Below are 25,965 nucleotides of genomic sequence, written 5' to 3'. Positions count from 1 at the left end.
TCCAAGCATATGTATAGAGAACAACCCCTGTACAGCTTCTATTGACACATTTAGAAAAGGAGGACCGCTCTTATGATGACCTCTACGGCGCTTACGGCGAATTTACATTGACCCGGCATGTATTCCATTTGAGGAGGCAGGCCGAACGTATAACTGGTCAAGGACACGCCCATGTGTCATCTCAGGAGCTGCCCCTGCTCAAAGGCATGTTCGTGTCAGAAATCCACCTAGGGCGCGGCAAGGTGCTTTCCCCTCATGGTCATCCGGACACCGACGAATTATGCTATGTTATTAACGGAGAAATCAGCTATTCCCTGGTTGATCCGTGCAGCAACCAGGTTCACGCATTACACGTTTCGCCGGGTCAGATGGTACATGCTCCGGTTGGCTGGTGTCACTGGGTTACCTCACTCACCCCTGACACGATTTTGCTATTCATGTATAACGCGGAGCATCCGCACCAGATGGACATTGCCCCGTTATGGTCTCATGCATTGCGTGAAGCAGACCCATTACAAATCAATGACGTCCACACACAACCGCAAGCGGGGCCAATCCTCCCCTCTGTTCCAATACAAGAAAAAATGCAGTCAGTCGTTCAAAAAAGCCCCCTTCCAGCTCCACCCTTAATCATGGCTTCGAACCACAGCAACAAAACCACACACAGCCGATGAGTTGGCCATGTGTGGTTTTGTTATAAGGACGCTTGTTATGTAATGATTCCGAGCGTGTAATTTATGCCTGCCTGTTGACTGCTTCTAGTCAATATAAAACCTTTGTTCAGGGCGAATTTGCTTCTTCAGCAGACGCAAATCAGCTTCGAGCTTTGCAACGGTTTCCTCAATCTCTTCCGGATTGAGCGCAGGACGTTCTGCTTCTGGCTTAACCCCGGCTCTAAGATCACGAATAATGATCTGCTGCTCCTGCCATTTATCCATAAGATCTGAGATGGTTGCGTAAAAACGCTCATAATCTTGAATGACTTCGTCCAGGAAGGAATCCACTTCCTCCTGATCATAACCCCGCAGCTTATTCGAAAAATTCTTTTCATGGATAGACAAAGCGTCCAGTTGAATGCCTAGTTGCCGAAAAAGCTTTTTCTGTTTATCCAATCGGCGTTTCATGTGTTCATCCATAATGATTTACCTCCAAATATTGGCGCAGCCCGTCTTTAAAGACTTCTCTCTCTATCTTTGTTTATATCATATTAAGCACTGCGATTAAAACACTCCGGGGCTTTTTTGGAGAATGTTCCAAAAGCGATAGGCCGCCATTCCCATAATAAATGTGATTGTTACCAACACATTTCGGGTATTGAAAATACATGGGCAGCTTTTAATGGAGCTAAGCTAGAGAGGAGCGACTTTTGATATGACTTCCATAACAAAACAACAATACAATGAACTTCGACAACGGTTGCTCAGCGATCAGGAACGATTAGAGCAGCAGCTCGAGTCCCATGAGGGAACCAACACGAACAATTCGCTTCGCGATTCAACGGGTGAGCTGAGCGCTGCCGATAACCATCCTGCCGACGTAGGAACAGAGGTCTTCGAACGCGGGCGGGACCTGGCCATTCAAGAAACACTTGCTGACGAGCTGGAGCAGATTCGATCTGCATTGCAACGAATGGACCAGGGACAATACGGTACTTGTGCAGAATGCGGACAGGAAATTCCCTATGAGCGGCTGGAAGCCATACCTTATACCGCCTACTGTGTCGAGCATTCTCCCAGACAGGATCTATCCGATAATCGGCCGGTTGAAGAAGATGTTATAACTCCGCCACCCTCCGGAGCAGGTGTCAACCGCCAACGAGAAGACGGAAGATTTGACGACGCCGGTGCATGGGAGGCTGTAGAAGACTATGGAACCTCCACATCGCCCGGCATGTCCACTCAGCCTGGACAAGATGACTATAAGAACAATGTATGAACCCGTTCAGCAAAATAGAAGGCAAAGCTGGTACCAAGCCCCTTAGGTACCAGCTTTATTTCGGATTCAGGATTCTTCCTTATTCCGAATATTAGAAGCAAAGAACTCGTATTCGTGATATCCTTCGCCGCGTTTCTTTTTAAAAGGGGTCAGCATTTTGTCCAGTTCAACAAAGAATTCACGCGCCTCATCCTCACTCATATACAGCGAAGTATTGGTTAGCATGGACGTCGTTTCGTCATCTTTACTCATGTTCTTGAAGAAGCGGTCCCTGTTCTGATCGAACAGTTCGGATAATAGTTTGTTCGTCTCCGACCGAATTAATTCCTTAATGACAGGCTCCTCGGAGTTTTTTCCGCGTTTGATCTTTACTGTGCCTGCAAAGGGTTCATAATATTTAGCGATGATACCATTGATCTCTTTCGTGGATACGATTTTAACGAGTCCGATTCTCTCCAATTTCTTCATATGATAATGAACTTTAGCCGGCACGTCGCCGATCTTATCCGCTACTTCCTTCACCGTTGCCGCACGATCCATCCTGTTCAATACATTCAATATCTGGAGCCGATATGGATCTGAATATATTTTGATCTCTTCCAGTGTAGTGAGTTCCATCGTTTCCACACCGTACACCTCAGCTTCACGTTAATTTTTCACTTCTTTTCATTATAGGCCGAGAATGTCGAAATTACAAAAACAGCCCAAAGTTTAGATGGCACGGAAACTTCTTTTTCGGATCAGAAACAGCACGGGCAGCATCATCATGAATCCCATCATCATAAAGAGCACCGGAGGCGATTGATGCTCTGCCACAAAGCCTGTGATTACACTGCCCACAGGAATTGCGGCCGTACATAACACCGCCATAAGGGCACTAATCCTGCCGAGCATATGCCTAGGCGTGACTTCCATCAGATAAGTGGATATCGGAGCATTCAGCATGGAAACCGCAAACCCTGTAATGAACATGCACACCGCAGCCGACTCAACCCGGAATGCAGGCATATGCCCTGGAATCCCCAAAGCAAAATAACCGATTCCGAGCAGTATCGAACCTGACATCATCAAGGTACTCTTTTTGAAGCTCTTGCCGAAGCGCCCGATCCATAACCCGCTGCAGATCATGCCGATCAGCAGCGCCGTTCCGAGCACACTCAATCCTCCCGCTCCCGCACCCAAGGTTTCTCTGACATAAACCGGCTGCAATACATTTAGCGGTGCCAGACAAAAATTATTAATCATGGCGAGAACGGTTGTTATCAACAGCAGTGTATGCTGCTTAACAAACAGGAGAGCTTCTTTAATATCACCAAGGACTGTCTTCTTCTCTTCCACAGACTGTGTAGGAGTTATTCCTGCTTCAGCCAAGTCAGCAGCATCCGGATTTGGCATAAAACCGACAATGATGGCTGCAAGGATAAAGGTCACGGCATCAACCAGAATGGTACCCGAGATTCCAATCAGGGCGATGAGCGCTCCCGCAATGGATAAACCGATCAGTTCAGCGCTGCGGCTAATGGAAGAGGAGAATGAATTGCCTGTCAGCAGCTTCTCCTTCGGAAGCAGCCTGGGCACAATGGACGTCTCAGCGGGCCGCGAGAAACACTCGAGCGTTGAATTAATGAAGGTAAACGCGAATAAATGCCATACTTCGAGTGAACCCAGTGCATATAAAATGGCGGTTATCGATACCATGAGGCCACGGCTGAGGTAGGTCAGCATCAGGACCAACTTCTTCGGCCAGCGATCCACATAGGTCCCGGTAAATAAACTGAATAGCAATCCAGGCAAGAAGTTAAAAGCGAACAATGTGCCCATTAAAAGCTCTGAGCCTGTAAGCATGTAGACCATCCAGCTGTATGCAATGGAATCCAGTGAATCTCCAAATCGGGTAATCGCCTGAGCTGACAAATAAATCATGTAGGGACGAATTTTCAGGAGCTGACCAAAGCCTTGCTTTTCCACAACAGCAGCATTTTGCATTTTCTTATCTCCTCTTCGTAAAATAAATAATTCTACACGTTAAATTTTTTCGCCTGTTAAAATAATATTTACGTTAAATTTATTTTATCGTTAAATTTATTTTAACGATTTTGGAGGAAAATGCAATAGACAAAAAAATAAACCGCCTGCTTCGGCGATTTATTACTCTGAAGGCCTATTTAGTTGGCTGCGGTTCTATTTGATCTCCACGCGCGATGAGGAACTGGCTGCACGGAGACAAGCTTCAATCGCTCGGATGTTGCTGATGGCGTCATCCGGGCCGTACGGTAAAGGAACGCCATCCATCACCGCTGCTGCCATTGCATCTGCCTGCAGAGCAAAGTGATTATAGATGCCTACCTTCTCTTCACGTGATCCCTTGGCGGTATGAACGAATATTTGAGACATATCCTCCATTCTCTCCCATCCAAAGGCAGAAGGCAGCTCAATCCTTCCCTCTGTACCCGCGATTTCGAGCGAGCATCTGGAATAGGTCCACATCCCGCAATCAAATGTCAGACCCAATCCATGATCGAATTCCATCATCCCGTGAACCATCATGTCTACACCGTCGTGCTCCTCCGAAAAAAAGGCATGGGCTGTCACGGCTTTAGGCTCCTGCCCGTAAATCATCCGGGCAGCGGATATGGGATAACACCCCACATCATATATCGAGCCTCCGCCCATATCCTTGCTGTATCGCACATTGTCTTTATCCTCTGCATTGTTGAAGGTAAAGGATCCATGGATTCCGCGGAGCTGCCCGATTTCACCGCTTTCGATGATTTCCCGCACACGCGCATGCTTGGGATGATACCTGTACATAAAGGCTTCCGCGAACAGCACGTTGTTGGCTTGAGCAACATCGGCCATTTCACGAACATCTTCCTCCGTCAGTGCTGCGGGTTTTTCACACAGAATATGCTTTCCGGCCTGTGCGGCTTTAATCGTCCAGGGTTTATGAAGGTGATTCGGTAGAGGAATATACACCGCATCAATGTCCGGATCATCCAGAAGCTCCTCATAGGAACCATAGTATTTATCAATATGATAGCGTTCCGCGAGCTCACTTGCTTTTTCGGCATTGCGGCTTGCGACCGCCCCGACTTCACAGCGTTCCGATTTCAATATGCCGGGTATCATGGAGTTTCTTGCAATTCGAGCAGTACTCATAATCCCAAAGCGCAGTTTTTTGCTCACGAGGTCATTCCTCCTTCGGCTATATTCCATACGAATGTGTATTCAATAATTATCGTTAACCGCTTTATGAAGTATCCCCAAACATCGATCCAAATCACTTTTAACTTGCTTTTTATAAAGCTTGGCTTTCTCAGCACCGTCATCGGTAAAATGATAGAGTACGATTTCCTGAAAATCGACCCGCGGATCGTTCCCCTTCAGCTGCTTGGTACGGTATAGAACCCCCTCCTGCACCAACTCATGCAGAGCCCGGTAGATTTCGCTTTGCGGCGGTGAATACCCATGGCTCTTGAAGTCCTGACGCAGTTCTTCCAGCATTTGATATCCATATCCGCGCTGCTGCTCCACCATGGTAATGAGATAAACTTTGATAAATGCTCGCTGCGCAATCATAAATGCCATCTGGGCGCCTCCTTTTTCTACAGAGCTATTTGTCCCCATACTTTCCTCATTATAACCCACAGTTTCCCAGTTTGCACAATAGGAGGCATCCTCTTCTTTTTAAACCAGGAAGGGGTGGATTGAAACGTGGAAGGCTGCTATGAGAGCTGAATGGAATCGGGAGTCTCAATGTATTAACTATTGTGAATTTTTCATATGTTGAAATAACATAATTTATAATTTCTCACATGTTGTTGATTGGTTCGTTGATGCAAGGTTCGGCAGGCGGTGTTCATAAAAAAACCACCCCTCAGGGTGGTTTCTAGCATTCACATGCCCGTTGTTGATGAATGAGACGGACTGGATGGCTGCAGGGTTCGATTTTTTCTTTTTCCGGTCATTCCGACCAGCCACTTGCCGAACGGTAGCATAGCCAGCAGGCGTGTTGCCCCATAGGCCACAGCCGCACTGATGAGCCACGAAGAAAGGATCCGAATCAGAGGAGGCATGCTGATCAGCCATGATTCGTCAACGACATAGCTTATACGCAGTGTCAACAGATGCATTAGATAAGCTCCATAGGAATACAGTCCGACGGAGGTCAGGAGCGAATTCACCCTCGCTCCTCCCTGACGGCAGATCCAGCCGGTCACATCGTACATAACCAATATGGAACTGATCAGGAATACCGACATCATCGGCCGCAGCAGAGACAGCGAATAGAACGTGATCGCTCCATTCTCCGCGGAACGGATTTCATTCACTGCCTGGATGAGCATCCATCCAAACAGGAACAGAAAGATCAGCCATATTCCCGTGCGTGCCTTCTGGATCCATTTTTTCCAGGATGTATGGTACAATCCCGCCGCTGCCCCCAGCGCAAAATAAAAGAAATAATATAGTGCATTTCGATCCGCATAGGTTGTAAACAGCTCACTCCACACGGGAATGTCCAAGCTTCCCATCCATCGGCCAATATCGCTGATAACCCCTGTTAAGCCCACATACAGCAACCCGGACAAGAGCAATATGGTCAACTGGGTTCTCCATCCCCATCGCTCCTTGATTCCCAATATGGCGGAACGGAACAAAGGATACAGCAGATAAAATTGAAACAGCATAATGATATACCAAAAATGCGAGCTGGATTTTCCGGTTAACAGTACTCCCCCAAGATATTTCCAATCCTCTGCCTGGGTAGGGTTGAACCTATTATTGATCAGCAATGTGATCAGTGTCCATACAGCAAACGGAATGTAGATATCACCAAAGCGCCTCTGTATGAACCGGCCATAATGCAATGAACCTTTATCATTATAAAACAGCACCATGCCTGTTATAAAAATAAAGACAGGTACTGCGAACTTGGTCGCCATAAGCAGAACCGCCATCAAAATCCCATCTCCGGTGGTCATACCCGGTTCCACGGTATAATGCGCTATGGAGTGCTGCAAGACTACGGCCAGAAAAGCAATCCCTCGCAGTCGTTCCACTTCCGGTATTCTTTCTCTGGACATTCCGCTCCCCCTTTACGCTGTCTTTCGTTCATCCTAACACACCTCATTGTAAGGGAGACTAACCCCGATCGGGTAATCCAAATTCTTACTGATCCAGATGGTTTGAGCAACAGACATCTGCCTGTATTCATATGTATCATAACAAAACCCGGCTCCTTGCGGAACCGGGTTCGGGTTAACCTCTTACAGCAAATACGTTCCTCGCGGCGGCAGCTTGTCGTCCCGATTCTGATCAACGGCCCCATACTGGTCCTCATTCCTGTAATCGTAATCGCGGAATATATCGTAAATGCCTGTGTTCTCTTCATCAGCATCCACGAGTACCAATATTCGTCCTTGCTCTACATAGGATTCATATTCTTTGGCCTCATCCTCCGGTATGCCAAGACCGATGAAACCGCCGACGAGCCCTCCGGCCCCTGCACCCACCGCTGCTCCTGTAAGCGTAGCGGCAATAGGTCCTGCAGCAAGAATGGGTCCTATGCCGGGAATCGCCAAGGCTCCAAGACCTGCCAGCAAACCAGCGGTTCCACCCAGAATGCCGCCTGTTGCTGCACCAGCCGCCACCCCTTCAGGTGCCATCGTTCCTGTCTGTTCAGCAATCAGTTCAGCTTCGCGTTTATCCTTCGCTATAATGGATATGGCATCATTCGGAACCCCGTGACGCTGCAGCTGCTCAATGGCCTGAGCCGCTTCTTGCTCCGAACGGAATACACCTACAACTTTCTTCTCCATGTTAAACCCTCCTTCATCGGTGGTTGTTCATATCTAACATTACCCGAGGGTACGAGGATTTAAACCTGGAGCCTTGCGTTGTTAAGCCTTGGGTCTGGTCCGATGGGTCGCGGTTGCTTCCAGCGGATCATCCGGCCAATAATGTTTAGGGTATCTTCCTTTCAAATCCTTTTTGACCTCAAAATATCCGTTCCGCCAAAAGCTTGACAGGTCTGAGGTCACCTGGACCGGTCTTTGGGCGGGAGACAGCAGATGCAAGGTCAGCGCCACCTTGCCTCCGGCAATGCGCGGCGTATCCTGTAAACCGAACATCTCCTGGAGGCGAACGGCCAGAAATGGCTGTTCGGGGTCACTGTAATTAACCGGGATCATGGAACCGCTGGGTACCCTGATATGGGTCGGTGCTTCTTTGTGCAGCAACTGCTTCTGCTCCCAGCTGAGCATATGCTCCAAGAGAGTTCCCGGTGCAAGCCGCCTGATATCATTTCGATTCCGCAGCCCATTCAGATAAGGCAGCAACCACTCATCCGCACGGTCCATCAGGCCTTCATCCGATACATCCGGCCATGAACCATCCCGTTCATGCCGAAACATGAACGCCATTCGTTCCCTAAGCTGCAGCGCGGCCTTGCTCCACTGAAACAATCCAAGTCCCTCCTGCTGAACGCCCTGCAATAATGCCAGCGCCGTTTCTTCTCCTGTCGGATTCGGATAGGCTTGCTCCTTGATGACCATGGCTCCTAGCTTCAGCTTCTGTCTTGCCCTGATGCTTCCTGATACCGCATCCCATATAACTTCCTTATGGCTTTCCATCTCGTTGCGGTAATACTTATCCAGAAAGCGCTCATCCAGTTCCGCGGCAAGCTGTATGTTCCCATCCGCCCCTTGATCATCAACGGCAGCCACTACCACATACCGGGCTCGGCTCAGGGGCTGCATCGCAGGGAATTTCACTCCCCTTCCACTGCGCATCAGGAACCCGCTTCCGCCCCGGTTCTTAGCCATCCGGTAAGGATAGGCAAACGACAGCAGAAGCCCGCACAGGTCAAGGTCCCCCCGTGTTGAATACGCGATATCCAGCTGTGCGTGGAGTTTCTTAATTTCCTGTCTCATTCGCTGTATAACAGCTTCCTCGCTTCTGTCTTGTGAATGGTATGACTGAGAGCCCTGCTCATAAGAGAGGATTCGTTCAACACGTGAGCGCAAATCCTGATCCTGTATCGCTTCATTTCGGCGCATTATATCCCGTTCCTGAAGCAGAACGGCTATCCGGATGGCCAGTGATGCTTCGTCCATTTCTTGTGCCCTCAGAAGCATATGAGCCAGTCTCGGATGAAGTCCAAGCCTGGCCATATCGTGCCCGTGCCCGGTTATACTATCCGAATCATCCAGAGCCGACAGCTCCTTCAGTAACGTTTGACCTTGGGTGTAAGCGATCTGAGGGGGTGCATCGAGCCATGCAAGCTGCTTCGGATCACGAGTGCCCCACGCTGCCAATTCCAGGGCAAGCGGTGCCAGATCCGATTCGCAAATGGCCGGCGTGGTGTGCTCCTGCAGGTGGCGGTGTTCCTCCTCGCTCCACATGCGATAGCATACGCCTGCGGATACCCGTCCTGCTCTCCCTCTTCTCTGATCTGCGGAGGCTTTGGACAGTCGTCTCGTAATCAATTGCGGCAGTCCCGTTCTCGGAGAGAATATCTCCGTCCGCATATATCCGCTGTCCACCACCGTTTTGATCCCTTCAATCGTAATGCTGCTCTCGGCAATACTTGTGGACAACACGATTTTACGTCTTCCGGCTGCATCAAGTTGGATTGCTGCATCCTGCTTCTCAGCCGGAAGCGCACTATACAGCTCACGTATGACCACATCATGGCCTAGACCCGTTCTTACTAATTCATCAGCCGTTCGCCTGATCTCTCGAGCACCTGGCAAAAACACCAGGATATCGCCTTGCTGTTCAGCCAATGCACGATGAATGACCATCGCTGTGCCTCTATGTATCTCGTCCAAGCCAAAGGAGCGCAAATAGTGCGTGGATACGGGAAAAGCCCGCCCCTTACTAACGATAACCGGCGCGCTGCCAAGGAGCTCCGCAACCGATTCAGCTTCAAGCGTTGCCGACATGATGAGCAATCGTAAATCTTCGCGCAGCGCTCCCTGTGATTCCAGCGCAAACGCCAAGCCTGTATCGGCCTGTAAACTGCGTTCATGAAATTCATCAAATATGATCATGCCGATGCCGCTTAACTCCGGATCATCCTGCAGCATGCGGGTCATGACACCCTCCGTCACAACTTCAATCAGGGTATCCTTTCCGATTCGGCTATCCATCCGAACCCGATACCCGATCGTCTCGCCTACACTCTCTCCCAGCGAGGATGCCATATAACTCGCGGCGGAGCGCGCAGCAATCCTTCTGGGCTCCAGCATAATGATTCGCTGTCCCTTAAGCCAAGGTTCATTCATAAAGGCCAATGGCACTTGCGTGGTCTTGCCTGCTCCCGGTTCCGCGATCAGAACGGCAGCCGTTCCTGTAGATAAAGCCATTTTCAATTGTGGCAGTACTTGGTGAATGGGAAGTTCAGTCATGGATACATCTCCGTTATCCTCTTCATATAATTCCTTAATTATATAAGACACCTCCACTGCGTCAAGTGGACCCTTGGCGAGAACAGAGGCTGCTGGCAAGAAACGATGTAAATACGCTACAATATGTGAATAACATACATCGTCAGATTCTGGGTAATCCATCCGATCCATTTCGTCAGAAGGTGATATATATGGAGCAGCACACCCCCATTCGCGGCCGCTTTGCGCCGACGCCATCCGGAAAAATGCATATTGGCAATGCATTGACCGCCTTGCTCGGCTGGCTGCAAATAAGAAGTATGAACGGACAATATATTCTACGCATCGAGGATATTGATACACAGCGTTCCCGCGAGGAGCTTACGGTTGAAATCCTGAGGGATCTGGAATGGCTCGGTTTGGATTGGGATGAAGGCCCGGGCCGTGACAGCGACTACGGGCCTTACCATCAGGCGGCACGCCAGGCATTATACGAGAGGGAAATTACGAAGCTGCAGCACAATCATCAGCTGTATCCATGCTATTGCAGCAGGGCAGATATTACGGCTGCATCCCGAGCACCGCATGGCATTGCATCGGAAGGCCTCCGCTACCCCGGGACTTGCAGATATTTATCTGAAGAAGAAGCCACAATCAGGAAGCTGCGCAAAAAGCCTTCGCTGCGAATGAAGGTCCCGCAGCAGCGAATATCTTTTATCGATGGCATCGCCGGGGCACAGTCGTATCTGTTATCCGATGGAGGGGATTTCGTTGTTCGCAGGGCAGATGATATGATCTCTTATCAGCTTGCAGTTGTCGTGGATGACGCGCTGATGGACATTACTCATGTGCTGCGAGGAGCTGACCTTCTGGATTCCACCCCCCGGCAGCTTCTGTTATACCAAGCGCTGGGTTATGAGCCTCCTCAGTTCGCCCACACTCCTCTGATGGTCGATGCCGAGGGCAGAAGGCTGGCTAAACGAACCCGCGGATTAAGCCTCTCTTTTTTACGCGGACAAGGCGTTAAGCCGGAACGGGTTATTGGGTGGTTAGCCTGGACCGCCGGTCTGCTGGAAAAGCCGGAACTTGTTACTCCTGCAGACTTGATCTCGTTGTTCGACCTGTCAAAAATACCGTCTTCCCCGATAAAAATATCGGATGAAACAAGGCAGCAGTTATTCGAAACATAAAAAAACAATCAGCGCCTGCGCTTTCGTTCTTGTGATAAGAAGAAAGGCTGGCACTGATCTGTTATTCCTCACGGGTTAAACGGTCTCTGACTTGGGTTTCATACTGCGCAAAAGCGCTATTGGCGCTAAGCCCGCGCTGTTCCATGAGCAGCTGAAGTCTTAACTGCTTTTCATTCAGCTTGCGTCGAAGCTGGTCCTGTTCACCCTCATTCCGGGCAGCTCCGAGCAGATCGTAAAGCTGAACACATTCCTTGCGCAGCGTCACTTCTTCGGGCACATAACCTGCATTCTTCATGATTCGATAGGACATTCTCATATCTTCGGGTAGGTGAGACAGATCATCAATGGGCAGCTTCTTGCCGGCAAACGGCAGATTATCCAGCTCTCCGTTACGAACCGCTTCTTCAATCTTCTGCTCCGCCAATCTGGAAAAAATGCTCATAATGGCATAATCTCCTCCTTGTACCTTGATCATCCTTATCTTATATCAGAGCCGCACGGATTCCAAGTACTACATGGTGAAATAAGCAGAGTCCTAACGTGAAGCTCCTCATGATGATCATATCTACAGGAGCGATTCCGCTCCATCAATGAATATTTGCGCCCCTGTAATATGCTTTGATTGATCCGAAGCCAAAAACGCCACCAAATCCGCAACCTCCTCCGGTTTACCGGGTCCATCCGACAGCGGCTGGCTTCCCTCCGGGTATTCAACCGGAATCACGATCTCCTCCAGATCCCCTTGTTTCTTCGTGCTTTGATCAATGTTGGTCGATATCGCGCCAGGACAGATTACATTTACCCTGATCTTGAATTGGGCCAGCTCCAATGCAGCCATCTTCGCAAAAGCCACCTGTCCTGCCTTGGTTGTGCTGTAGGCACTCATTCCAAAGTTGGAGAAGGTTCGTGTCCCATTTACGGAGCTGGTGATGATGATGCTGCCCTGTCCCCGCTTCTTGAGGTGTGGGATCGCATATTTGACCGTCAAAAACGTACCGTTCAAATTCACGTTGAGCGTCTTGGTCCATTCCTCCAGCTTCATGTCATCGATAGGAGTCATCACGCCGTTGATGCCTGCATTGGCAAAAACAATATCGATTCCGCCAAAAATCTCTACGGTTTCCAGAATAGCCTTCTCCACTCGGTCAGGATCTGTTGTATCCACATCGAAGGCTCTGGCAGATCCTGCCTGCAACTGATTGATTTCCGCTTCCACTTTGTTCGTACGGTCATCGAGCAGATCGAACAGCGCCACGTTTGCACCTTCCTTTGCCAATAAGACTGCCGCAGCCTTGCCGATCCCAGAACCTGCACCCGTGATGATGGCGGTTTTTCCTTGAAAACGTCCAAATCCTTCATTCATCATTAACACGCTCCTTTTTCTTCGTAATCCGTATACATTCATCTGTCACAAGATTACCCAAAAGTGCCTGTTTTATAATCATGTTTTTCAATTTAGCCGCAGCATCATGACCATCAACGAAAAAAAACCGGCCCTCGAAAGGTCCAGGTCCGGTTAATCGTTAACATTCTGTTGCATCCATATAACTACCACATGAATTCCAAGAAGGAAGCGTCATCTTCCAAACCATCCGTATGAAGGGCATTCATCAGCACCTGAACCTGTTCATCCGGAATATGCTCCATCACAGCATCCAGGTCATTCAAGCCATCACTGTATAACTGCAGGCGATATTCGCTCTCATGATCCAGTCTGCTGCTATACACATGCGGCTTGCCTCCTACTGGACCGATGCGGGATGACCAGCGTTCCGCCGTACGAAAATGGTCTCCGAATAGAGAGGTCAATTCCCTCTGCTTATGCCATAAGCGCACACGAGAATCGCCCTGCCAGGCCAGCCATAGCCTTCCTTTGCGGCGAAAGCGCGTGGGAAGCTCGATACGCCCGCAAATATACATCGCTTCGCTTCCCATGCGCTGTTTCTCTTCCAGAACCTCGCGAAGCAGCTTAGGTGTAGCGGAATCTACTGAAAGATCGCGCAGCTCCCGATCCGCTTCGAGCGATAGATCCTTCAGCTTGCGTTCCAGCGATGCGGAGGAGAGCTCCTCCTGATTCTCCAGCCATTCCATAAGCCCCTGACCCAACAGGCGCGAGGCTACATCCCCACGGTAGCTCAGTCCGACGCCGTCACACAGCACAAATCGGCACACATCTTCGTTCAGTGAAAATGCCAGGAAATCCTGTCCCTTCTCGGACAGCTTCACCGATTCGGCCGCCCTACCATAAGCATAACGACATGTAAATAGATCACGAATCCTCGTAAGCGGCTCTTCCCCGGTCTGTTTACTCTCGTAATAATACGTCGATGTCGGAGACTTCTTCCGCGCTCCCCAAGAATCCATGCTTCCAGCATATGATCGCTTCATATTCTTACCTCACCGGCGTGGCTGCCGACATCTGGAATCCGATGGATACCAGCTCCGAGCATGTGCCCGGAAGCATCATCAGGGCGCCGGGACTCAGCTGATAATCAGCTTCGAGCAGCATTTCACGATAGCTTTCAGGAAGAACCGAGGACATCATTTTAAGTTTTCGCGCGTGCTCATCCTCCAATGATGTGTCCGTCAAGATTCCCTTCCAGCGACGAGGTTCAGTGATCGGCTGGTTCATCAGATGATCGGATATAAATATATTCTCGACAAGCACGTTCCCATCCGGAACGCTCATACTCATAATCCGGCGGGCAATCGGTTCTGGATCATCTCCTGTCGACACTCCATCTGTCATATGGCACACAAGCGGTGCAGGACAATCCTGCATATTCGGAATTTCCGATTGCAGAATTTTCTCTGCCTGAAGAAAGGCTTTAGCCGAATCAGAGAACCTCTTTGGCGTCAAATCAGGCAGTGAACCAATTGCTGCAATCTCGTCAATGCCCTTAATTCCGTTCAACAAATCATATACATCATCGCTATAGGCAAGTATGGCAATCCGGTACCGTGGTGTTAACCGGTTACCCTTGGTCGAACGGAATACCATTTGCCGAATGGCCAGGGATAATGCTTCGTAAACCACGTCGATCCGCCTGCGGTCCTCCATCAGCATATTCATAGATGCGCTGATATCAATCAAATATATGATGAGCGCTGGCGTGCGCTGTGAAGCCTGTATGGTATAGTTCATCGTGAATAACATTCACCCCTGCATTTCGTTATGTTTGCTTCTTTTACAGTTTTGGTATCCAGTGACTGTCGTCACTCATGAATTTTTGCAAATTGTTGCGGCGACTGCTCATTTTGCCAACGGTCTTATAATAGGACTGATCCTTGTTATATAAATTAATGAATTCATGAGCAGCGTTCCTGGCCCGGTCTTTGTTGCCGGCTACCTGTGCATTGTATGCCTTATTATATAAGGCAACCAGTTCCACAACGTTCTGGGAACGCTGCTTCTGGAGCTGGGCCGCCTGCGCTTGCTGAGCCGCCTTGGCTTGTGCCTTGCGATTTGCCTCGGCCTCGACTGCTGCCTGAGCTGCCGCCTTGGCAGCTGCTTCATCCTGCGCGGCCTTCTTCTTGTTCTCTTCCTGCTGCGCTAGATAAGCCTCGTATTTGGCCTGGTTATCGTATTTTTCTTGCAGCTCTTGTTTCTTCTTCTTCTCTTCTACGGATGCCAGGTAAGCATCATACTTCGCCTGCTTATCATACTTGGCTTGAAGATCGGCTTTTTCCTGCTCTTCACGAGCCTGCTCAGCTTCCGCCGACTTCTTGGCTTCCTCTTCCTTCAAACGCTCCGCTTCCGCGATTTTTGCTTCTTCTTCCTTCTTGGCCGCTTCTTCCTGCTGCCTCCGTGCTTCTTCCTCCTGCTTGCGAATGGCTTCTTGCGCCTGCTGCTCGGCTAAAGCCTCCGCATCCATTTGCCTGCTCTCTGCCTTCTCAGCCAAGATCTGATTGACCGTAATCGCCGAACCAGCCAATATGACAAGTGCAGCCGCACTTGAGATCATAAATTTACGAGATAGTAACAGTGCCTTGAATCCTTTGTTCGATGTGTCTTCGACCGGTCGAAGCTGCTCCTCCAGCCCCTGAATCGCAGCGGCGAGCTCCACCTCAAGCGGACTGTCCTTCTTCACAAAATGATACGCGGAACGGAATATTTCCAGCGCACCTGATAAATTACCCGCCTTCTCCAAGTCACGAGCTTGATGGAACAGCCGTCCAACCACATTATCATTAACTTCTCTTGTACCCGGCTCGATCCCTAGCGATGCTATAACCTCTGCAGGCACTTCCTTCGAACGTTCTGGCGCGGCTTCTCCCTCGTCGGAAGCATTAGCCGCTGCGGCAGCGGCTGATGCGGCTGGAATCTCTTCCACCACTTCTTCCTCGCTCAAAGTAGACAACGCAATGAGCCACTCGCCGAATGTCGGACAACTGCTCAAATCCTGACTGTCCCATGCTCTGCCGAACAAGTCTGAAATCCGTGCACCCCAACGCTGACCCAGCGATTTTTTCAGCAGAAAATATCGTTCGCAAGGTGTCTGCATTTCATGCTGGTCAAAATAGCTCTCGCCCCATGCCCGATTCACGATGGCCGAATCGCTCCAGCCCAGCATTTCCGCAATGATGACAGCCCCTGCAAAACGGTCAGCATATGCACTCCATAGCCCACTGTGCACCGTCCGATGAGCCGCATAACCTGGCGAGCCAGCCAGCAAAACATCGGGGCGGTCCATTTTGGGACTGTACATCTGCTCGACATCTACAAGCTCAACGGCGGCCGTGCCCTCCGGCAGCTTCACTTCCGAAAAAAACGGAAGCATGACATTCGGCGCAGACAGATCGCAATGCGCTAATCCACGCTGCTCCATGCTCGAACCAATAGCTGCCAACGCCTTGGCCAGCATCAAACTTTCAGAACGTCCCAGATTACGCTGATCACTGATAACGTCAAACCAAGTGCAGCCATGTATCCATGGCATAATGACCGCGTACAGCAAATCCGGATATTCCGCTATCAAATCTCCGTTTCTTTCGGGAGTGAGCACCTCTCGGCTGCTTACTTGCAATCCCGGAATCTCGCGATAACTGCCCATATGCTCGGATTGATAAACCATAGCCGGAATTCTGAATTTCGGAAAAAACACTTTAAGCGCTTTGGCCTCATGCAGCTCCCCATCAACAGGAATCAGCTGGTAAACAATGCCTTGCCTCCCTGCCTGTGCATAAGCTACGCCAGGTGCTGCGGGATGTTGTCCTACTGTATAAGCCCTTCCATTTACAACAATCCCATCGCCCGGGTTTGGCTGAAATGTCATGAACATCACCCTCTCTATAACTCCATTACCAACCTATATGCTCGATTAAACGGCAAGCCGTAAATTTTAGACAAAACAAGCTGGATTGCAAGAAAACCGGGTTATCTACCACCCGGTTTATTCTGCCTATTAAACTATTATAATGCAAATGCGGCCGAATGAATATTAACGGGATTCGTCAGCCATACGGAATTTCTGAGCGATCGCTTTCAGCTCGTTGCTGATGCTGTCAAGGGTTTGTACGAAGGAGTTCATCAAGCGGCTTGCCTCCTGGAATTCCTGGAAGAAGCGCTGCTTCGTCATACCGTCCCATTGACCTTCCATTCCGTTGATCGATTGAGTCAAGCTGTTGACGATCTGCTGACTTTGATCACCGCTTTGTTTAAATTGGTTCGCTACTTGCTCCACTTGTTCTGGCGTTATTAAAATACGTCCTGCCATTTATGTAACCTCCTTGAAATTCAATTTCTGGTGACACTTGACATCTTAGCCCAATAGACTTGGTTTATCAAAATGTCCTCAGACCTAATTTCCAGTTACCCTGCACGCCCCAATTTGAAACTTTTACCATCTTGATTTTCCCAAAAAAGCAGGGAAATTAGTTAGCAATTCCAAACGAAGAAGGATCCGTAAAGGTCCAACCCTGACCGGACAAAGCCGCTTGTTTAGCCGAATTTCCGTTATCCCCACTTGTCATGCCAACAGCAGCCGCTACGGAACTCGGATTCGAAATAACAGTAGAAGAGTTTCCATAATCCGGCAATATTGATAAACGTCCATCCATACCGGAGGCAGCAAACAGCGCTGTCGGCGATACGGTATTTACGATCGCATGCTCCAAAATGGTATGGTACTGATGATCCGTTTCTTGAAACTGATCGGCTTTACTTTGAAGATGCTTGCCCAGTTGAGCAAGAAGAACTCCCAGATGCTCTCCTAAACTTCGGGCAGACTGCCACTCATCGATAACCGCCGCTTTGAGAGACGTCTCCCAGACGAGTGAATTCATTGCTTGGTTGAGCGTTCTCGTTATCGCCAAATATTCATCGCCACTATGCTGCAGCTGACGGCTTAACGTCCGGAGAGACTCCGGCTCGACAGAAATACGCATTGGTCCTCACCTTTCATACAGGCTCTGTTACTGTTTCAGCCACATGAGAAGCATATGACGAAACTGCTCTTTGGTCGCTGGTGCTGCGGTTAGCCAGTCCTGGTCTCCCTCCAGGCTCATACGCAGCAGCCAATTCATGGACTCGTTCACTATAAAAGCTGCATTCTGACTTTCCCAGCTGTTTCCGTTCCAAATCGATAGCTGGAGTTCCCCCGAAGATACCTTGTTCTTCATACATTTCGCGAGCGCAATGGAACCCTCGGCATCATCTGTCAGTCTCGCTAAACGATCACTGATATCATCGCTTTTCTGTTCGGAGGCAGAGGTATAAATATCTCCGAACTCCTTTCGGCTGAGCAATAAAGCCGGGATATCCCCCCAGTTCTGATCGCTTAGCGCCAGATCCTCCACCAGATGATTGCAGGTTTGTTCGATTGTTCCGAGTTCACTAAGCATGTAACGCCGGTTATCCTCACCGCTCCTGCATACTTGTATAACTCGTTCGTCCGTTACATGTATATATCCTTCAAACGACGAACCCTGATTTTCATACTTTAACCAGCACGCACGTTCCGCAAGTCCGGCAATCGCCACTCGTGAGAAGACATCAGGTGGAATCGACAATTCCCCGCCTTCCTCTTGAATCAAATATTGCTTGCTTAGGAGCGATTGTTTGGCTTTTTCCCATTCAACCGCGATTTCTTCGGTTAAGTATCCTACGAAAGGATCTTCTACACCAAGTAATCGGTCCGATCCGATAATTCCAGCCAAGAAGAAAAATTCCTTGTCGTTCAGTGTGATCGTTTCTTGTTTGGAAGCATGAATTGTCAACATTATGAGCCACCTCCCCTCAAACTACAACATGCCATCGGTCGCGAATTTCTGTGACCCATCTCTGGGCATTCCATTCGTCATCGAACGGAACTGCGCCTTTTATTCTGGAAAATTTTCGTTTTACGTAGTACCCTTGTCCCGGCGGAAGAATTTTTAGTCCTCCAGGACTATTCGAAGACTCGGAAAAAGGAATTCTGAAGAACGATAAATCGTTTGAATCCAAAGTCCCGAATAAAAATCCGTTCTGTGCAGCCTTAATATCCGTAAACCAGTCCACGCCATACGTCGGGAAGTCGGCCGGAACGCCAGCAACAACGAGATGAACCCGGCGGTCTCTTCCCTGTCTTACGATGGCGGACAATTGGTCCTTCAAGGTGAAATCAGAGAGCTGCTTGCTCAGAACATCAGCATCATCAATCATAAGCAGGATAGCCGGGTCTTCCCCGTCCTTCGATCGGGTCTGAACCCGTTCATGAAGGCCCGAAATGAGCGGTGCCAGATCCTCCTCATTCTCCGCATGTCCTCTGACATGCGGAAGATGGTTCATCCGGCTTAGCCCGCTGCTGCCATAGCGCGTGTCTACCGTATAGATTTCCAGCTCATCCGGTGACGTATAATACGCAAGCGATAGCATCCAGCTAAGAAGGAATGACGTCTTGCCGCCTTCCATTGGACTTGCAACGATAAAATGCGGCCCATCCTCAAGATTGATCGCAAAAGGCGTCAAATCATCCGTCGTCACGCCGACCGGAACCTGATATTTCTCCATGCCTGCACTTTCATAAGGATGTTGAACTTTAAGCAACTGGTGAAGCGGAATTCTGTCAGGCAGCGATTCAATATGCGGCGCATGTTCCCCTTGCCACGATTCATGATGAGCACGAATGCTATCGCGAAGCGCTGCGGAACGGCGTCCTTCGTCCTGACCTGAAGCCGGTAGTGCCGTTTGGAATTCAAGCGGCGGCACTTGTCCTTTGACCAGGCCTCTCCCGGGAGGAAGCTGGCTTGGAGCTCGTGCAGGACGTCCTACCGCATAATAATAATCAGCCGGGTCGGCGAGTTCATACGATACCGCCTGCGAAATATTACTCCGGACTTTCTCAAACATATCCGATATCCGATTGGCGGTTATCACGAATGTGATTCCCAAACTTCCACCCTCACGCAGCAAATATTCCAGCATATCATTCTCATCGGGATATGAGTTCCGGAAGTTTAGATACCCATCAATAATCACGACTATTTGAGGAACTGCGATTGAATTCGACCGGCGATATGACGCAACGGTTTTCACTCCCGCATCAGCGATCATATCCTTCCGCAGGGCCGCGGTTTTCGCGAGAAAACGGAACAAACGCTTGATCCGATCCTCCTCTTCTGCGGTCATGACCGCTCCGATATGAGGCAGTCCTGCAAAGTCCCGCATCATCCGACCCATATCCACGATATAGCCGTGCCAAAAGTCCGGGTTGTACCGATGGGCAAGGGACATCAGCATCGTCTGGATGAAGGTGGTCTTTCCGAGGCCCGGCATTCCGTAGACTGCCCAGTGCCCTTGTTCCAAATTTAAGACCAGCGGCTTTTGACACTGATTAGGCAGGTCATCAACTATCCCGACATAAGATGTAAGGGTCCATTCACAGAATGGATCCGTCTTTTCAAATTCCATACCGGACTCAATCGCATTCAAATCCAGACTTTCGGGAAGCGGAGGCAGCCATGGTCCCTGAAGTCGGGCTATCCCTTGTTGTCTTGCTACCTCAGCCACATGATCGATAAACACTTGCAGCTGTTTAGGCACTTCAAGATGGGCTCCTATCGAGGGATTCGAAGCAAGCAGGGGTTCTGTCCTGCCGTTGATCCTCACCTCGCGTATTACCACAGCGCCAGGTGTATCCTTCTCTTCAATATAAGGAGCACCGCTCCAGGCATACTGCGTTTCCTCAAACACTTCGTCGCTGCCGACTTGGAAATAACCTCTTCCCGGCTTGTTGATCCAGGCTGCGTTCGGAATCTTCAACATGTCCCGGCTGTCTCCCTCGCTTTGCACTCGAAGACAGATCCGAAAGCGCGAATTACTCCAAATTTTATCATCTACAACCCCAGCCGGTTTTTGTGTTGCAAGAATAAGATGGACACCGAGCGTTCGCCCGATCGCCGCAATGCTGATTAATTCATCCATGAATTCCGGTTGATCTTTCTTCAGCTGAGCAAACTCATCAATAATAATAACGAGATGGGGCAGCGGTTCGCCGTGGCGGCTGCGCAGCAATTTGTAATACTCGTCAATATGCTGCAAATTGCCCGCATCATTCAGGATTTTCTGTCGGCGGACAAGCTCGGCCTTAAGCGAAACCTTTGCCCGTTCGATCAGATTGTTATCCAGATTGGTAATCGTACCTACAACATGCGGCAAGTTTACAAACGTATTGGACATGCCGCCGCCTTTATAGTCAATAAGCATAAATGCTAGGTCATGTGGATGGAATTCGGATGCCAGTGAAGCAACAATCGATTGAATGACCTCACTTTTGCCAGAACCCGTCGTCCCTGCAATGAGACCATGCGGTCCATGTCCTTGACGTTCTATTTTATCATGAAGATTCAAATTAATCTTCTTTCCGCCCGCGCGGACACCCATGGGAACGGGCAATGAGTCCGGATAACGGTTCTGCTGCCATCGTCTGTGCACATCCAGATCGTTGATTCTCTGAATATCCATCATTTCAAAGAGAGGCAGAACGCTAGGGATATCGGATGCAGAGGATCGTTTCAACCGGATCGGCGCCATGTAACGGGCCAAGGCTTCAATCTGGTCTTTGCTGATCTGATGTGACTGGAACGATTGCCTGGAGACGGTCCCATCCTGTTTCTTAATGGTATAAGCTGCCTGCTCACGCTCTACCTCCACAATAAGCTGGCAGTGCATCGGCAGGCTTTCCTTCCGGTCAGACAAAACGATCGTGACCACATCAGCTGCATCACCGTCTTCCAGCAACAGAGGAAGCAGCGGTTCTTCCTCGATTAATTGGGCAGCGGATAAAATTACAACGTATGCAGGTGTCTCGATCGATTTCTTGCCATGCTCGGAGCGATTGTTCTTACGACGGTATAAATGCGTAAACAGCTCATCTGCAAGCTGATGCGCATTACTGCGCCGATCAGCAAGATAGCGGCTGGAGCGGTCATCATCCCATGTGTGCGGAAGCCATCGCAGCCACTGCCACTCACTCGCCTCTTTCTCCTCATAGAACGCGGCAATCTTCACTTCGTCCGGCGAGTGTCTTACAGCGGTTTGGGCCATCATGACACGAAGCATATTCAGTACCCGATCTCTTCCGCCAACAATCCCTATCACTTTGGATTCGAACAGGGGCAGAGCAATCGATGCCTCGTCAACCGTCTGAAACTCCGCAGACAGCAATTCAGCCGCCTCAATCAACGGGTCTTTGTCATATCCATCCGCACGGGGAGGCTTGACCTGAATGTAAAAAGGCACCTCCCCCTTGCCGACGCAAATCTCCAGGAAGTCCGTATCCTCCGGTGAACGCTCCCACAAGCTGCTGCTGCGGTTCTTTGCTACGTTATAACACACGTCCGGATCGCCATGGATGTCAAACAGGATATGAACCTGGTCCTCCTGCTTCTCCTTAAGCTCGTCTCGGTGCAGATCAAGCTGTGCGCGATATTTCTGGTCTCGTTCCTTCAGCTTGATCTGGTAGGTCTTCTTGTTGCTTAAATACATGAAAAATGGCAGCGTATAGGATGTCAGCATCATAAAGATGGACAACATCTGAAACATCATGTAGTTGGGGTTGGACATTTTGCCGCTCATGCTCATATAGACATAGAAGCCTACCGTCACGGCAGTCATAATAATCGGGATAATGATGGCAATCATCGAGAATGACGGTTTGCTTGGCTCCGACGGAGGTCTCAGAATCTCCATTTCCTCATTCGGTAAGGCCGGTCTAATACGCGGCGAACGTTGATATAACACGTTCATATGTTCACTTCCTCCTAATCCAGAGAGCATCTGAAAAGTACATTATGTAGGTTGTTGTTTCAGTCAAAACCAATGGGTTACTTACCCAATTCTAACTTTCTTGAAACAACGATCTTCTGCCATAGACAGGAGCTTCCTCGGTTGTTGTGGAGAATGCCCGCTGTAAACGTATATAGGAGCCTTCTCTCAATCCAGCCTCAACAAGGCTTGAATGGCCCCCTACCGTAAACCACAAGCCTTCTGGAAATTTTGCTTCTAATATATATTGAATTCCTTCACTGGAGGGTTCATGGAAGAGACGCAATCCCAGCAGCTCATTCAACCGTCCTATCGAGCATTCATCGGGTACGTCGATATCAAACCAATCATCTTCATTACGCCCGCTGATCACGGTGAGTATCATCTGGTTAACCTGCCTTCCCAAAAATGTTAATTCTATATGTTTATTCCATACTCCATGTCCAAACACCTATTTTAATAGGCACGAAAAATAGTTACATTATTGTAACTATATCATTACAGGATCTGTTCTGTCAATTTGTGTCATATTTCCTTTTTCCTATTTCGGCTGTGTAAACGTTGGTTCAGAAGAACTATTTATGTACTGATTATAGGCCAAATCGAGGCTTTTCGTTGTTAAAAAGCCACTGTTCACAAAAATGTCACGCTCACAAAAATGATTCTGATTAATTATACGAATTTAAGGTTATTTTAAGATTGGCAATTTATAATGCAATTATCATGAAAAAACTTTCGTGAGGTGATTGATATGAAAACACTTATTATGTTCCAAAACAAGCCGGTTCCCGTGTACTTTACAACGGACAGCAAGCAGCCGGTACAGAAGGTACTAAAACTGCTGACCAGCGCGCTTGACCATAAAATTCAAACCGGCAAAAAGGCGCTGCAAAAATGCCTCAACTCCCTCATCAGTATTGAAATCGAGGGATCCGAGGCAATTCTTCACAGCAAAAGTGAAAACGACTCTCTTGCGCTATCTCTCTTTTAAAAAGAGGGGTAGCCCTTTTTTTGTTTAGCTTCATTATAACCCGTAATGGCGCTCCTCGGCTATCTGTGCTCTCTGAATTCGAATCTGAAACAATTTCACGAGATTTCTCCGTGTCGTTAACTCCTGGCAATGGTTGAGCTTTTTTAATATAAACCGATCGATAGACATACAATTCATCCCTCCACTTCCTCACTTGGAAAAACGACCCTATGTTCTGATAACTTCTATTAACCGTGCTTTTCCGAGATTAAACGAAACTCCCTTCCTTATACAAAGCTTCTAATGAATCGACTTTTTTTTCGAAACAGTCAAACTGCAGCCCATTTATAGTCAGTACCTTGCATTAATCAGTACTAAGTGATATTTTATTGTAGACACTACTGAATATTAATTACTACCTCATGATGACAACACGAACAAGGATTTATGAAAGGAGGTATCGGCATGGATGTCAGTATTCAATTTAAAAAAGGTGTTCTTGAAATTTGCGTGCTTGTGCTTATCCATCGCAGGGACCAATATGGCTATGAGCTGGCCCAAGCGGTATCTCGGCATATTGAGGTCGCGGAAGGAGCTTTATACCCCCTTCTTCGCCGGCTTGTGAATGAAGGCTACTGCACAACATACCTGCAGGAATCAAGCGAGGGGCCACCCCGTAAATATTATAAGCTGACCCCAAGCGGTGTGATCTATATGAGGGCGATGGTAAAGGAATGGAAGACTTTTGTTAGCAATGTGACCAATCTGATAGAGGAAGGAAATGGGTATGACTAAAAAACAGTTTATTTCGATTTTGGAATCGCGTCTGGCTGCGCTTCCTCCCCATGAGCGCCGGGAATTCATCGAGGACGTGGTGTCCCATTTTGACATCGGCATGCAGAACGGACGGTCCGAGCAGGAAATCGCCCGTGAGCTGGGAGATCCCTTTGAAATGGCAAAGGAAGCATTAGGCGACCGTTATGTAGACATGGAAATCCCGGTCCCTGCAAGTGCGGGAAAACCTTCTTCGTTCGGCAAAATCGCCATGGGAACGGGTTTATTCTTCTGCGCTATGGTCATGATTCCTTTCCTTGCGGCATTATGGTCCGGGGGAGTTGCCATTGCAGCTGGCTCGCTCGCCACCCTGCTCAGCCCGGTGCTTGTCCTGCTTGATTATATGGTGAACGGGACGTTTTATCCCGCCAAATTGTTCTTGTCCGTTTCATTCGTGGGAATCGGCATTCTTCTTGGTTATCTAACCCGCTCCATTATATCGGGATTGTTATCGATAACCCTCGGCTACTCCAGATGGAATACTCGCATGATGAAAGGTCGTGACGCAAAATGAACAAGAAATGGTTGTTCAGTACAGCTATTGCACTTATATTGGTTGGCATCGTCGGTATGGCTGCGTATCAATTTAAATTTGGGGAGGAGCTTATCAGCTATCAGAACAAATGGGAGCTGCAGGATGCGGAAAATCTGAAAAAACTGAGGATTTCCAGCAACATCGAAATTGACTTTGCCTTCGAAGATAGCGGAGATTCGGGAGGATACATCGCTTTTGACGGTAAATTAAGACCCGAATATATCGACATCCTCCAATCTTTTCATCCATCTGGTTCGGAAATCGAACTGGATCTGACCCCATCCTACAAGATTCAGTTTATGAGTGTGGACTTCCATTCACCCAAAGGAAAACTGACCGTTGTTCTGCCATCAAGCACAAAACTCGATGATCTGGAATTGTCAACGTTCTCCGATAACATCCACGTCAAAGGTGCATCATCCAAAACGGTGGACATTTCCGTGAAATCAGGCAACATTAACATGAGTGAGATACGTGCCGAGCAACTAAACGTGGAAAATATTTCGGGGAATATTCGCGGCTTCGATATTCAGGCATCCACGCAGCTTGTCAATCATTCCGGCAATGTCGTGTTGAAAGATCTGGAAGGCCCCGTAGACATCGAAGTTTCTTCAGGAAATGTGAACCTGGGCCTGGTTGGTGTTTCGCCCGTCCAAATTTTATGCAGATCCGGTGATGTGAAAGTGCAGCCCGATCCGTCATTCCGCGGATTCTATGATCTCAAGTCGCTGTCGGGATCCGTGAAGGCACCGGAAGCAATGGAGGAAACAACCGATACTATCCAAATACAAACCTACTCCGGCAACATTGATATTGTTCACTAGGATGTCATTGACAAACCATACAAATGAAATATACTATAATTT

General features: G+C 48.8%; 25 protein-coding genes. 7 read left to right on the top strand and 18 right to left on the bottom strand.

Going from position 1 to position 25,965, the window contains the following annotated elements:
* Nucleotides 1–206: 206 nt before the first annotated feature.
* Nucleotides 207–674, top strand: a complete 468-nt coding sequence (locus WDY75_RS12510) for a cupin domain-containing protein (protein ID WP_063480515.1) — start codon at nt 207–209, stop codon at nt 672–674.
* Nucleotides 675–758: 84 nt separating this feature from the next.
* Here the strand turns inward: WDY75_RS12510 and WDY75_RS12505 are convergent, their stop codons facing one another.
* Nucleotides 759–1,136, bottom strand: coding sequence for a DivIVA domain-containing protein (locus tag WDY75_RS12505; protein ID WP_036642178.1), 378 nt, complete (start codon nt 1,134–1,136; stop codon nt 759–761).
* Between the two features lie 235 nt (nt 1,137–1,371).
* Here WDY75_RS12505 and WDY75_RS12500 point away from each other — a divergent pair, with 235 nt between their 5' ends.
* Nucleotides 1,372–1,935 (top strand): TraR/DksA C4-type zinc finger protein, encoded by a 564-nt coding sequence (locus WDY75_RS12500; RefSeq protein WP_006211188.1) that lies wholly within the window; start codon nt 1,372–1,374, stop codon nt 1,933–1,935.
* Nucleotides 1,936–2,001: 66 nt separating this feature from the next.
* On the opposite strand, the gene WDY75_RS12495 is transcribed toward WDY75_RS12500, so the two are convergent.
* The 7 genes from WDY75_RS12495 to hrpB all read right to left on the bottom strand — a co-directional run bounded on the left by WDY75_RS12495 (nt 2,002) and on the right by hrpB (nt 10,346).
* Complete coding sequence (locus WDY75_RS12495) at nt 2,002–2,553, bottom strand: helix-turn-helix domain-containing protein (RefSeq protein WP_231888190.1); 552 nt, start codon at nt 2,551–2,553, stop codon at nt 2,002–2,004.
* A gap of 93 nt (nt 2,554–2,646) precedes the next feature.
* Nucleotides 2,647–3,921 (bottom strand): MFS transporter, encoded by a 1,275-nt coding sequence (locus WDY75_RS12490; RefSeq protein ID WP_063479988.1) that lies wholly within the window; start codon nt 3,919–3,921, stop codon nt 2,647–2,649.
* A 195-nt stretch (nt 3,922–4,116) separates the two neighbouring features.
* On the bottom strand, nt 4,117–5,121 hold the full coding sequence (locus WDY75_RS12485) for a Gfo/Idh/MocA family protein (RefSeq protein WP_006211191.1): 1,005 nt from the start codon (nt 5,119–5,121) through the stop codon (nt 4,117–4,119).
* 42 nt (nt 5,122–5,163) lie between these two features.
* The gene (locus WDY75_RS12480) at nt 5,164–5,523 is read right to left on the bottom strand and encodes a helix-turn-helix transcriptional regulator (protein ID WP_006211192.1); all 360 of its coding nucleotides are present in this window, start codon (nt 5,521–5,523) and stop codon (nt 5,164–5,166) included.
* Nucleotides 5,524–5,831: 308 nt separating this feature from the next.
* Nucleotides 5,832–7,019, bottom strand: a complete 1,188-nt coding sequence (locus WDY75_RS12475; protein ID WP_063479989.1) for an acyltransferase — start codon at nt 7,017–7,019, stop codon at nt 5,832–5,834.
* Between the two features lie 183 nt (nt 7,020–7,202).
* A complete protein-coding gene (locus WDY75_RS12470; RefSeq protein WP_006211194.1) occupies nt 7,203–7,754 on the bottom strand; it encodes a general stress protein in 552 nt (183 codons plus the stop codon).
* A gap of 81 nt (nt 7,755–7,835) precedes the next feature.
* Nucleotides 7,836–10,346, bottom strand: coding sequence for an ATP-dependent helicase HrpB (hrpB, locus tag WDY75_RS12465; protein ID WP_063480516.1), 2,511 nt, complete (start codon nt 10,344–10,346; stop codon nt 7,836–7,838).
* Nucleotides 10,347–10,537: 191 nt separating this feature from the next.
* On the opposite strand from hrpB, the gene gluQRS reads away from it, so the two are divergent.
* Nucleotides 10,538–11,515 carry a tRNA glutamyl-Q(34) synthetase GluQRS gene (gene gluQRS, locus WDY75_RS12460; RefSeq protein ID WP_063479990.1) on the top strand — a complete coding sequence of 326 codons (978 nt, stop codon included), beginning with the start codon at nt 10,538–10,540 and terminating at the stop codon, nt 11,513–11,515.
* A gap of 61 nt (nt 11,516–11,576) precedes the next feature.
* Here gluQRS and WDY75_RS12455 read toward each other — a convergent pair whose 3' ends face one another.
* The 10 genes from WDY75_RS12455 to WDY75_RS12410 all read right to left on the bottom strand — a co-directional run bounded on the left by WDY75_RS12455 (nt 11,577) and on the right by WDY75_RS12410 (nt 23,145).
* Nucleotides 11,577–11,957, bottom strand: coding sequence for a DnaJ family domain-containing protein (locus WDY75_RS12455; protein WP_063479991.1), 381 nt, complete (start codon nt 11,955–11,957; stop codon nt 11,577–11,579).
* 123 nt (nt 11,958–12,080) lie between these two features.
* Entirely contained in the window at nt 12,081–12,878 is a 798-nt protein-coding gene (locus tag WDY75_RS12450; RefSeq protein WP_006211197.1) for an SDR family oxidoreductase, read from the bottom strand.
* 185 nt (nt 12,879–13,063) lie between these two features.
* On the bottom strand, nt 13,064–13,903 hold the full coding sequence (locus WDY75_RS12445) for a PP2C family protein-serine/threonine phosphatase (RefSeq protein WP_006211198.1): 840 nt from the start codon (nt 13,901–13,903) through the stop codon (nt 13,064–13,066).
* A gap of 4 nt (nt 13,904–13,907) precedes the next feature.
* Nucleotides 13,908–14,660, bottom strand: a complete 753-nt coding sequence (locus WDY75_RS12440; protein WP_006211200.1) for a vWA domain-containing protein — start codon at nt 14,658–14,660, stop codon at nt 13,908–13,910.
* Nucleotides 14,661–14,703: 43 nt separating this feature from the next.
* The gene (locus tag WDY75_RS12435; RefSeq protein WP_063479992.1) at nt 14,704–16,791 is read right to left on the bottom strand and encodes a serine/threonine protein kinase; all 2,088 of its coding nucleotides are present in this window, start codon (nt 16,789–16,791) and stop codon (nt 14,704–14,706) included.
* Between the two features lie 165 nt (nt 16,792–16,956).
* Complete coding sequence (locus tag WDY75_RS12430; RefSeq protein ID WP_006211202.1) at nt 16,957–17,232, bottom strand: WXG100 family type VII secretion target; 276 nt, start codon at nt 17,230–17,232, stop codon at nt 16,957–16,959.
* Nucleotides 17,233–17,389: 157 nt separating this feature from the next.
* Entirely contained in the window at nt 17,390–17,902 is a 513-nt protein-coding gene (locus WDY75_RS12425) for a WXG100 family type VII secretion target (RefSeq protein ID WP_063479993.1), read from the bottom strand.
* Nucleotides 17,903–17,929: 27 nt separating this feature from the next.
* Complete coding sequence (locus WDY75_RS12420; protein WP_006211204.1) at nt 17,930–18,736, bottom strand: hypothetical protein; 807 nt, start codon at nt 18,734–18,736, stop codon at nt 17,930–17,932.
* 16 nt (nt 18,737–18,752) lie between these two features.
* Complete coding sequence (gene essC / locus WDY75_RS12415; RefSeq protein ID WP_063479994.1) at nt 18,753–22,742, bottom strand: type VII secretion protein EssC; 3,990 nt, start codon at nt 22,740–22,742, stop codon at nt 18,753–18,755.
* Nucleotides 22,743–22,833: 91 nt separating this feature from the next.
* Complete coding sequence (locus WDY75_RS12410; RefSeq protein ID WP_006211205.1) at nt 22,834–23,145, bottom strand: hypothetical protein; 312 nt, start codon at nt 23,143–23,145, stop codon at nt 22,834–22,836.
* A 366-nt stretch (nt 23,146–23,511) separates the two neighbouring features.
* Here WDY75_RS12410 and WDY75_RS12405 point away from each other — a divergent pair, with 366 nt between their 5' ends.
* The 4 genes from WDY75_RS12405 (at nt 23,512) to WDY75_RS12390 (ending at nt 25,923) form a co-directional block, all read left to right on the top strand.
* Nucleotides 23,512–23,751, top strand: coding sequence for a hypothetical protein (locus tag WDY75_RS12405; protein WP_006211206.1), 240 nt, complete (start codon nt 23,512–23,514; stop codon nt 23,749–23,751).
* A 444-nt stretch (nt 23,752–24,195) separates the two neighbouring features.
* Nucleotides 24,196–24,525, top strand: a complete 330-nt coding sequence (locus WDY75_RS12400; protein ID WP_006211208.1) for a PadR family transcriptional regulator — start codon at nt 24,196–24,198, stop codon at nt 24,523–24,525.
* A complete protein-coding gene (locus WDY75_RS12395) occupies nt 24,518–25,078 on the top strand; it encodes a DUF1700 domain-containing protein (protein ID WP_036642153.1) in 561 nt (186 codons plus the stop codon). The genes WDY75_RS12400 and WDY75_RS12395 overlap by 8 nt, the downstream gene beginning before the upstream one ends.
* Complete coding sequence (locus WDY75_RS12390) at nt 25,075–25,923, top strand: DUF4097 family beta strand repeat-containing protein (protein WP_006211210.1); 849 nt, start codon at nt 25,075–25,077, stop codon at nt 25,921–25,923. Before WDY75_RS12395 ends, WDY75_RS12390 begins: the two co-directional genes overlap by 4 nt.
* Nucleotides 25,924–25,965 lie beyond the last annotated feature (42 nt).

Origin of the sequence: Paenibacillus glucanolyticus, from assembly GCF_037333485.1 — a bacterium.
Taxonomy (GTDB): Bacteria; Bacillota; Bacilli; order Paenibacillales; family Paenibacillaceae; genus Paenibacillus_AQ; species Paenibacillus_AQ glucanolyticus.
This window is presented reverse-complemented; position numbering and strand designations above follow the sequence as displayed.

Bases quoted from the DNA above. Each gene is read 5' to 3' on its own strand.
- WDY75_RS12450 (WP_006211197.1), bottom strand. From the start codon at position 12,878: ATGAATGAAGGATTTGGACGTTTTCAAGGAAAAACCGCCATCATCACG.
- WDY75_RS12445 (WP_006211198.1), bottom strand. From the start codon at position 13,903: ATGAAGCGATCATATGCTGGAAGCATGGATTCTTGGGGAGCGCGGAAG.
- WDY75_RS12435 (WP_063479992.1), bottom strand. From the start codon at position 16,791: ATGACATTTCAGCCAAACCCGGGCGATGGGATTGTTGTAAATGGAAGG.
- WDY75_RS12410 (WP_006211205.1), bottom strand. From the start codon at position 23,145: ATGATACTCACCGTGATCAGCGGGCGTAATGAAGATGATTGGTTTGAT.
- hrpB (WP_063480516.1), bottom strand. From the start codon at position 10,346: ATGACTGAACTTCCCATTCACCAAGTACTGCCACAATTGAAAATGGCT.
- WDY75_RS12455 (WP_063479991.1), bottom strand. From the start codon at position 11,957: ATGAGCATTTTTTCCAGATTGGCGGAGCAGAAGATTGAAGAAGCGGTT.
- WDY75_RS12480 (WP_006211192.1), bottom strand. From the start codon at position 5,523: ATGGCATTTATGATTGCGCAGCGAGCATTTATCAAAGTTTATCTCATT.
- WDY75_RS12505 (WP_036642178.1), bottom strand. From the start codon at position 1,136: ATGGATGAACACATGAAACGCCGATTGGATAAACAGAAAAAGCTTTTT.
- WDY75_RS12470 (WP_006211194.1), bottom strand. From the start codon at position 7,754: ATGGAGAAGAAAGTTGTAGGTGTATTCCGTTCGGAGCAAGAAGCGGCT.
- WDY75_RS12510 (WP_063480515.1), top strand. From the start codon at position 207: ATGTTCGTGTCAGAAATCCACCTAGGGCGCGGCAAGGTGCTTTCCCCT.
- WDY75_RS12500 (WP_006211188.1), top strand. From the start codon at position 1,372: ATGACTTCCATAACAAAACAACAATACAATGAACTTCGACAACGGTTG.
- WDY75_RS12420 (WP_006211204.1), bottom strand. From the start codon at position 18,736: ATGTTGACAATTCATGCTTCCAAACAAGAAACGATCACACTGAACGAC.
- WDY75_RS12405 (WP_006211206.1), top strand. From the start codon at position 23,512: ATGAAAACACTTATTATGTTCCAAAACAAGCCGGTTCCCGTGTACTTT.
- WDY75_RS12430 (WP_006211202.1), bottom strand. From the start codon at position 17,232: ATGGCAGGACGTATTTTAATAACGCCAGAACAAGTGGAGCAAGTAGCG.
- WDY75_RS12390 (WP_006211210.1), top strand. From the start codon at position 25,075: ATGAACAAGAAATGGTTGTTCAGTACAGCTATTGCACTTATATTGGTT.
- WDY75_RS12495 (WP_231888190.1), bottom strand. From the start codon at position 2,553: ATGGAACTCACTACACTGGAAGAGATCAAAATATATTCAGATCCATAT.
- essC (WP_063479994.1), bottom strand. From the start codon at position 22,742: ATGAACGTGTTATATCAACGTTCGCCGCGTATTAGACCGGCCTTACCG.
- WDY75_RS12395 (WP_036642153.1), top strand. From the start codon at position 24,518: ATGACTAAAAAACAGTTTATTTCGATTTTGGAATCGCGTCTGGCTGCG.
- WDY75_RS12425 (WP_063479993.1), bottom strand. From the start codon at position 17,902: ATGCGTATTTCTGTCGAGCCGGAGTCTCTCCGGACGTTAAGCCGTCAG.
- WDY75_RS12400 (WP_006211208.1), top strand. From the start codon at position 24,196: ATGGATGTCAGTATTCAATTTAAAAAAGGTGTTCTTGAAATTTGCGTG.
- gluQRS (WP_063479990.1), top strand. From the start codon at position 10,538: ATGGAGCAGCACACCCCCATTCGCGGCCGCTTTGCGCCGACGCCATCC.
- WDY75_RS12490 (WP_063479988.1), bottom strand. From the start codon at position 3,921: ATGCAAAATGCTGCTGTTGTGGAAAAGCAAGGCTTTGGTCAGCTCCTG.
- WDY75_RS12440 (WP_006211200.1), bottom strand. From the start codon at position 14,660: ATGAACTATACCATACAGGCTTCACAGCGCACGCCAGCGCTCATCATA.
- WDY75_RS12475 (WP_063479989.1), bottom strand. From the start codon at position 7,019: ATGTCCAGAGAAAGAATACCGGAAGTGGAACGACTGCGAGGGATTGCT.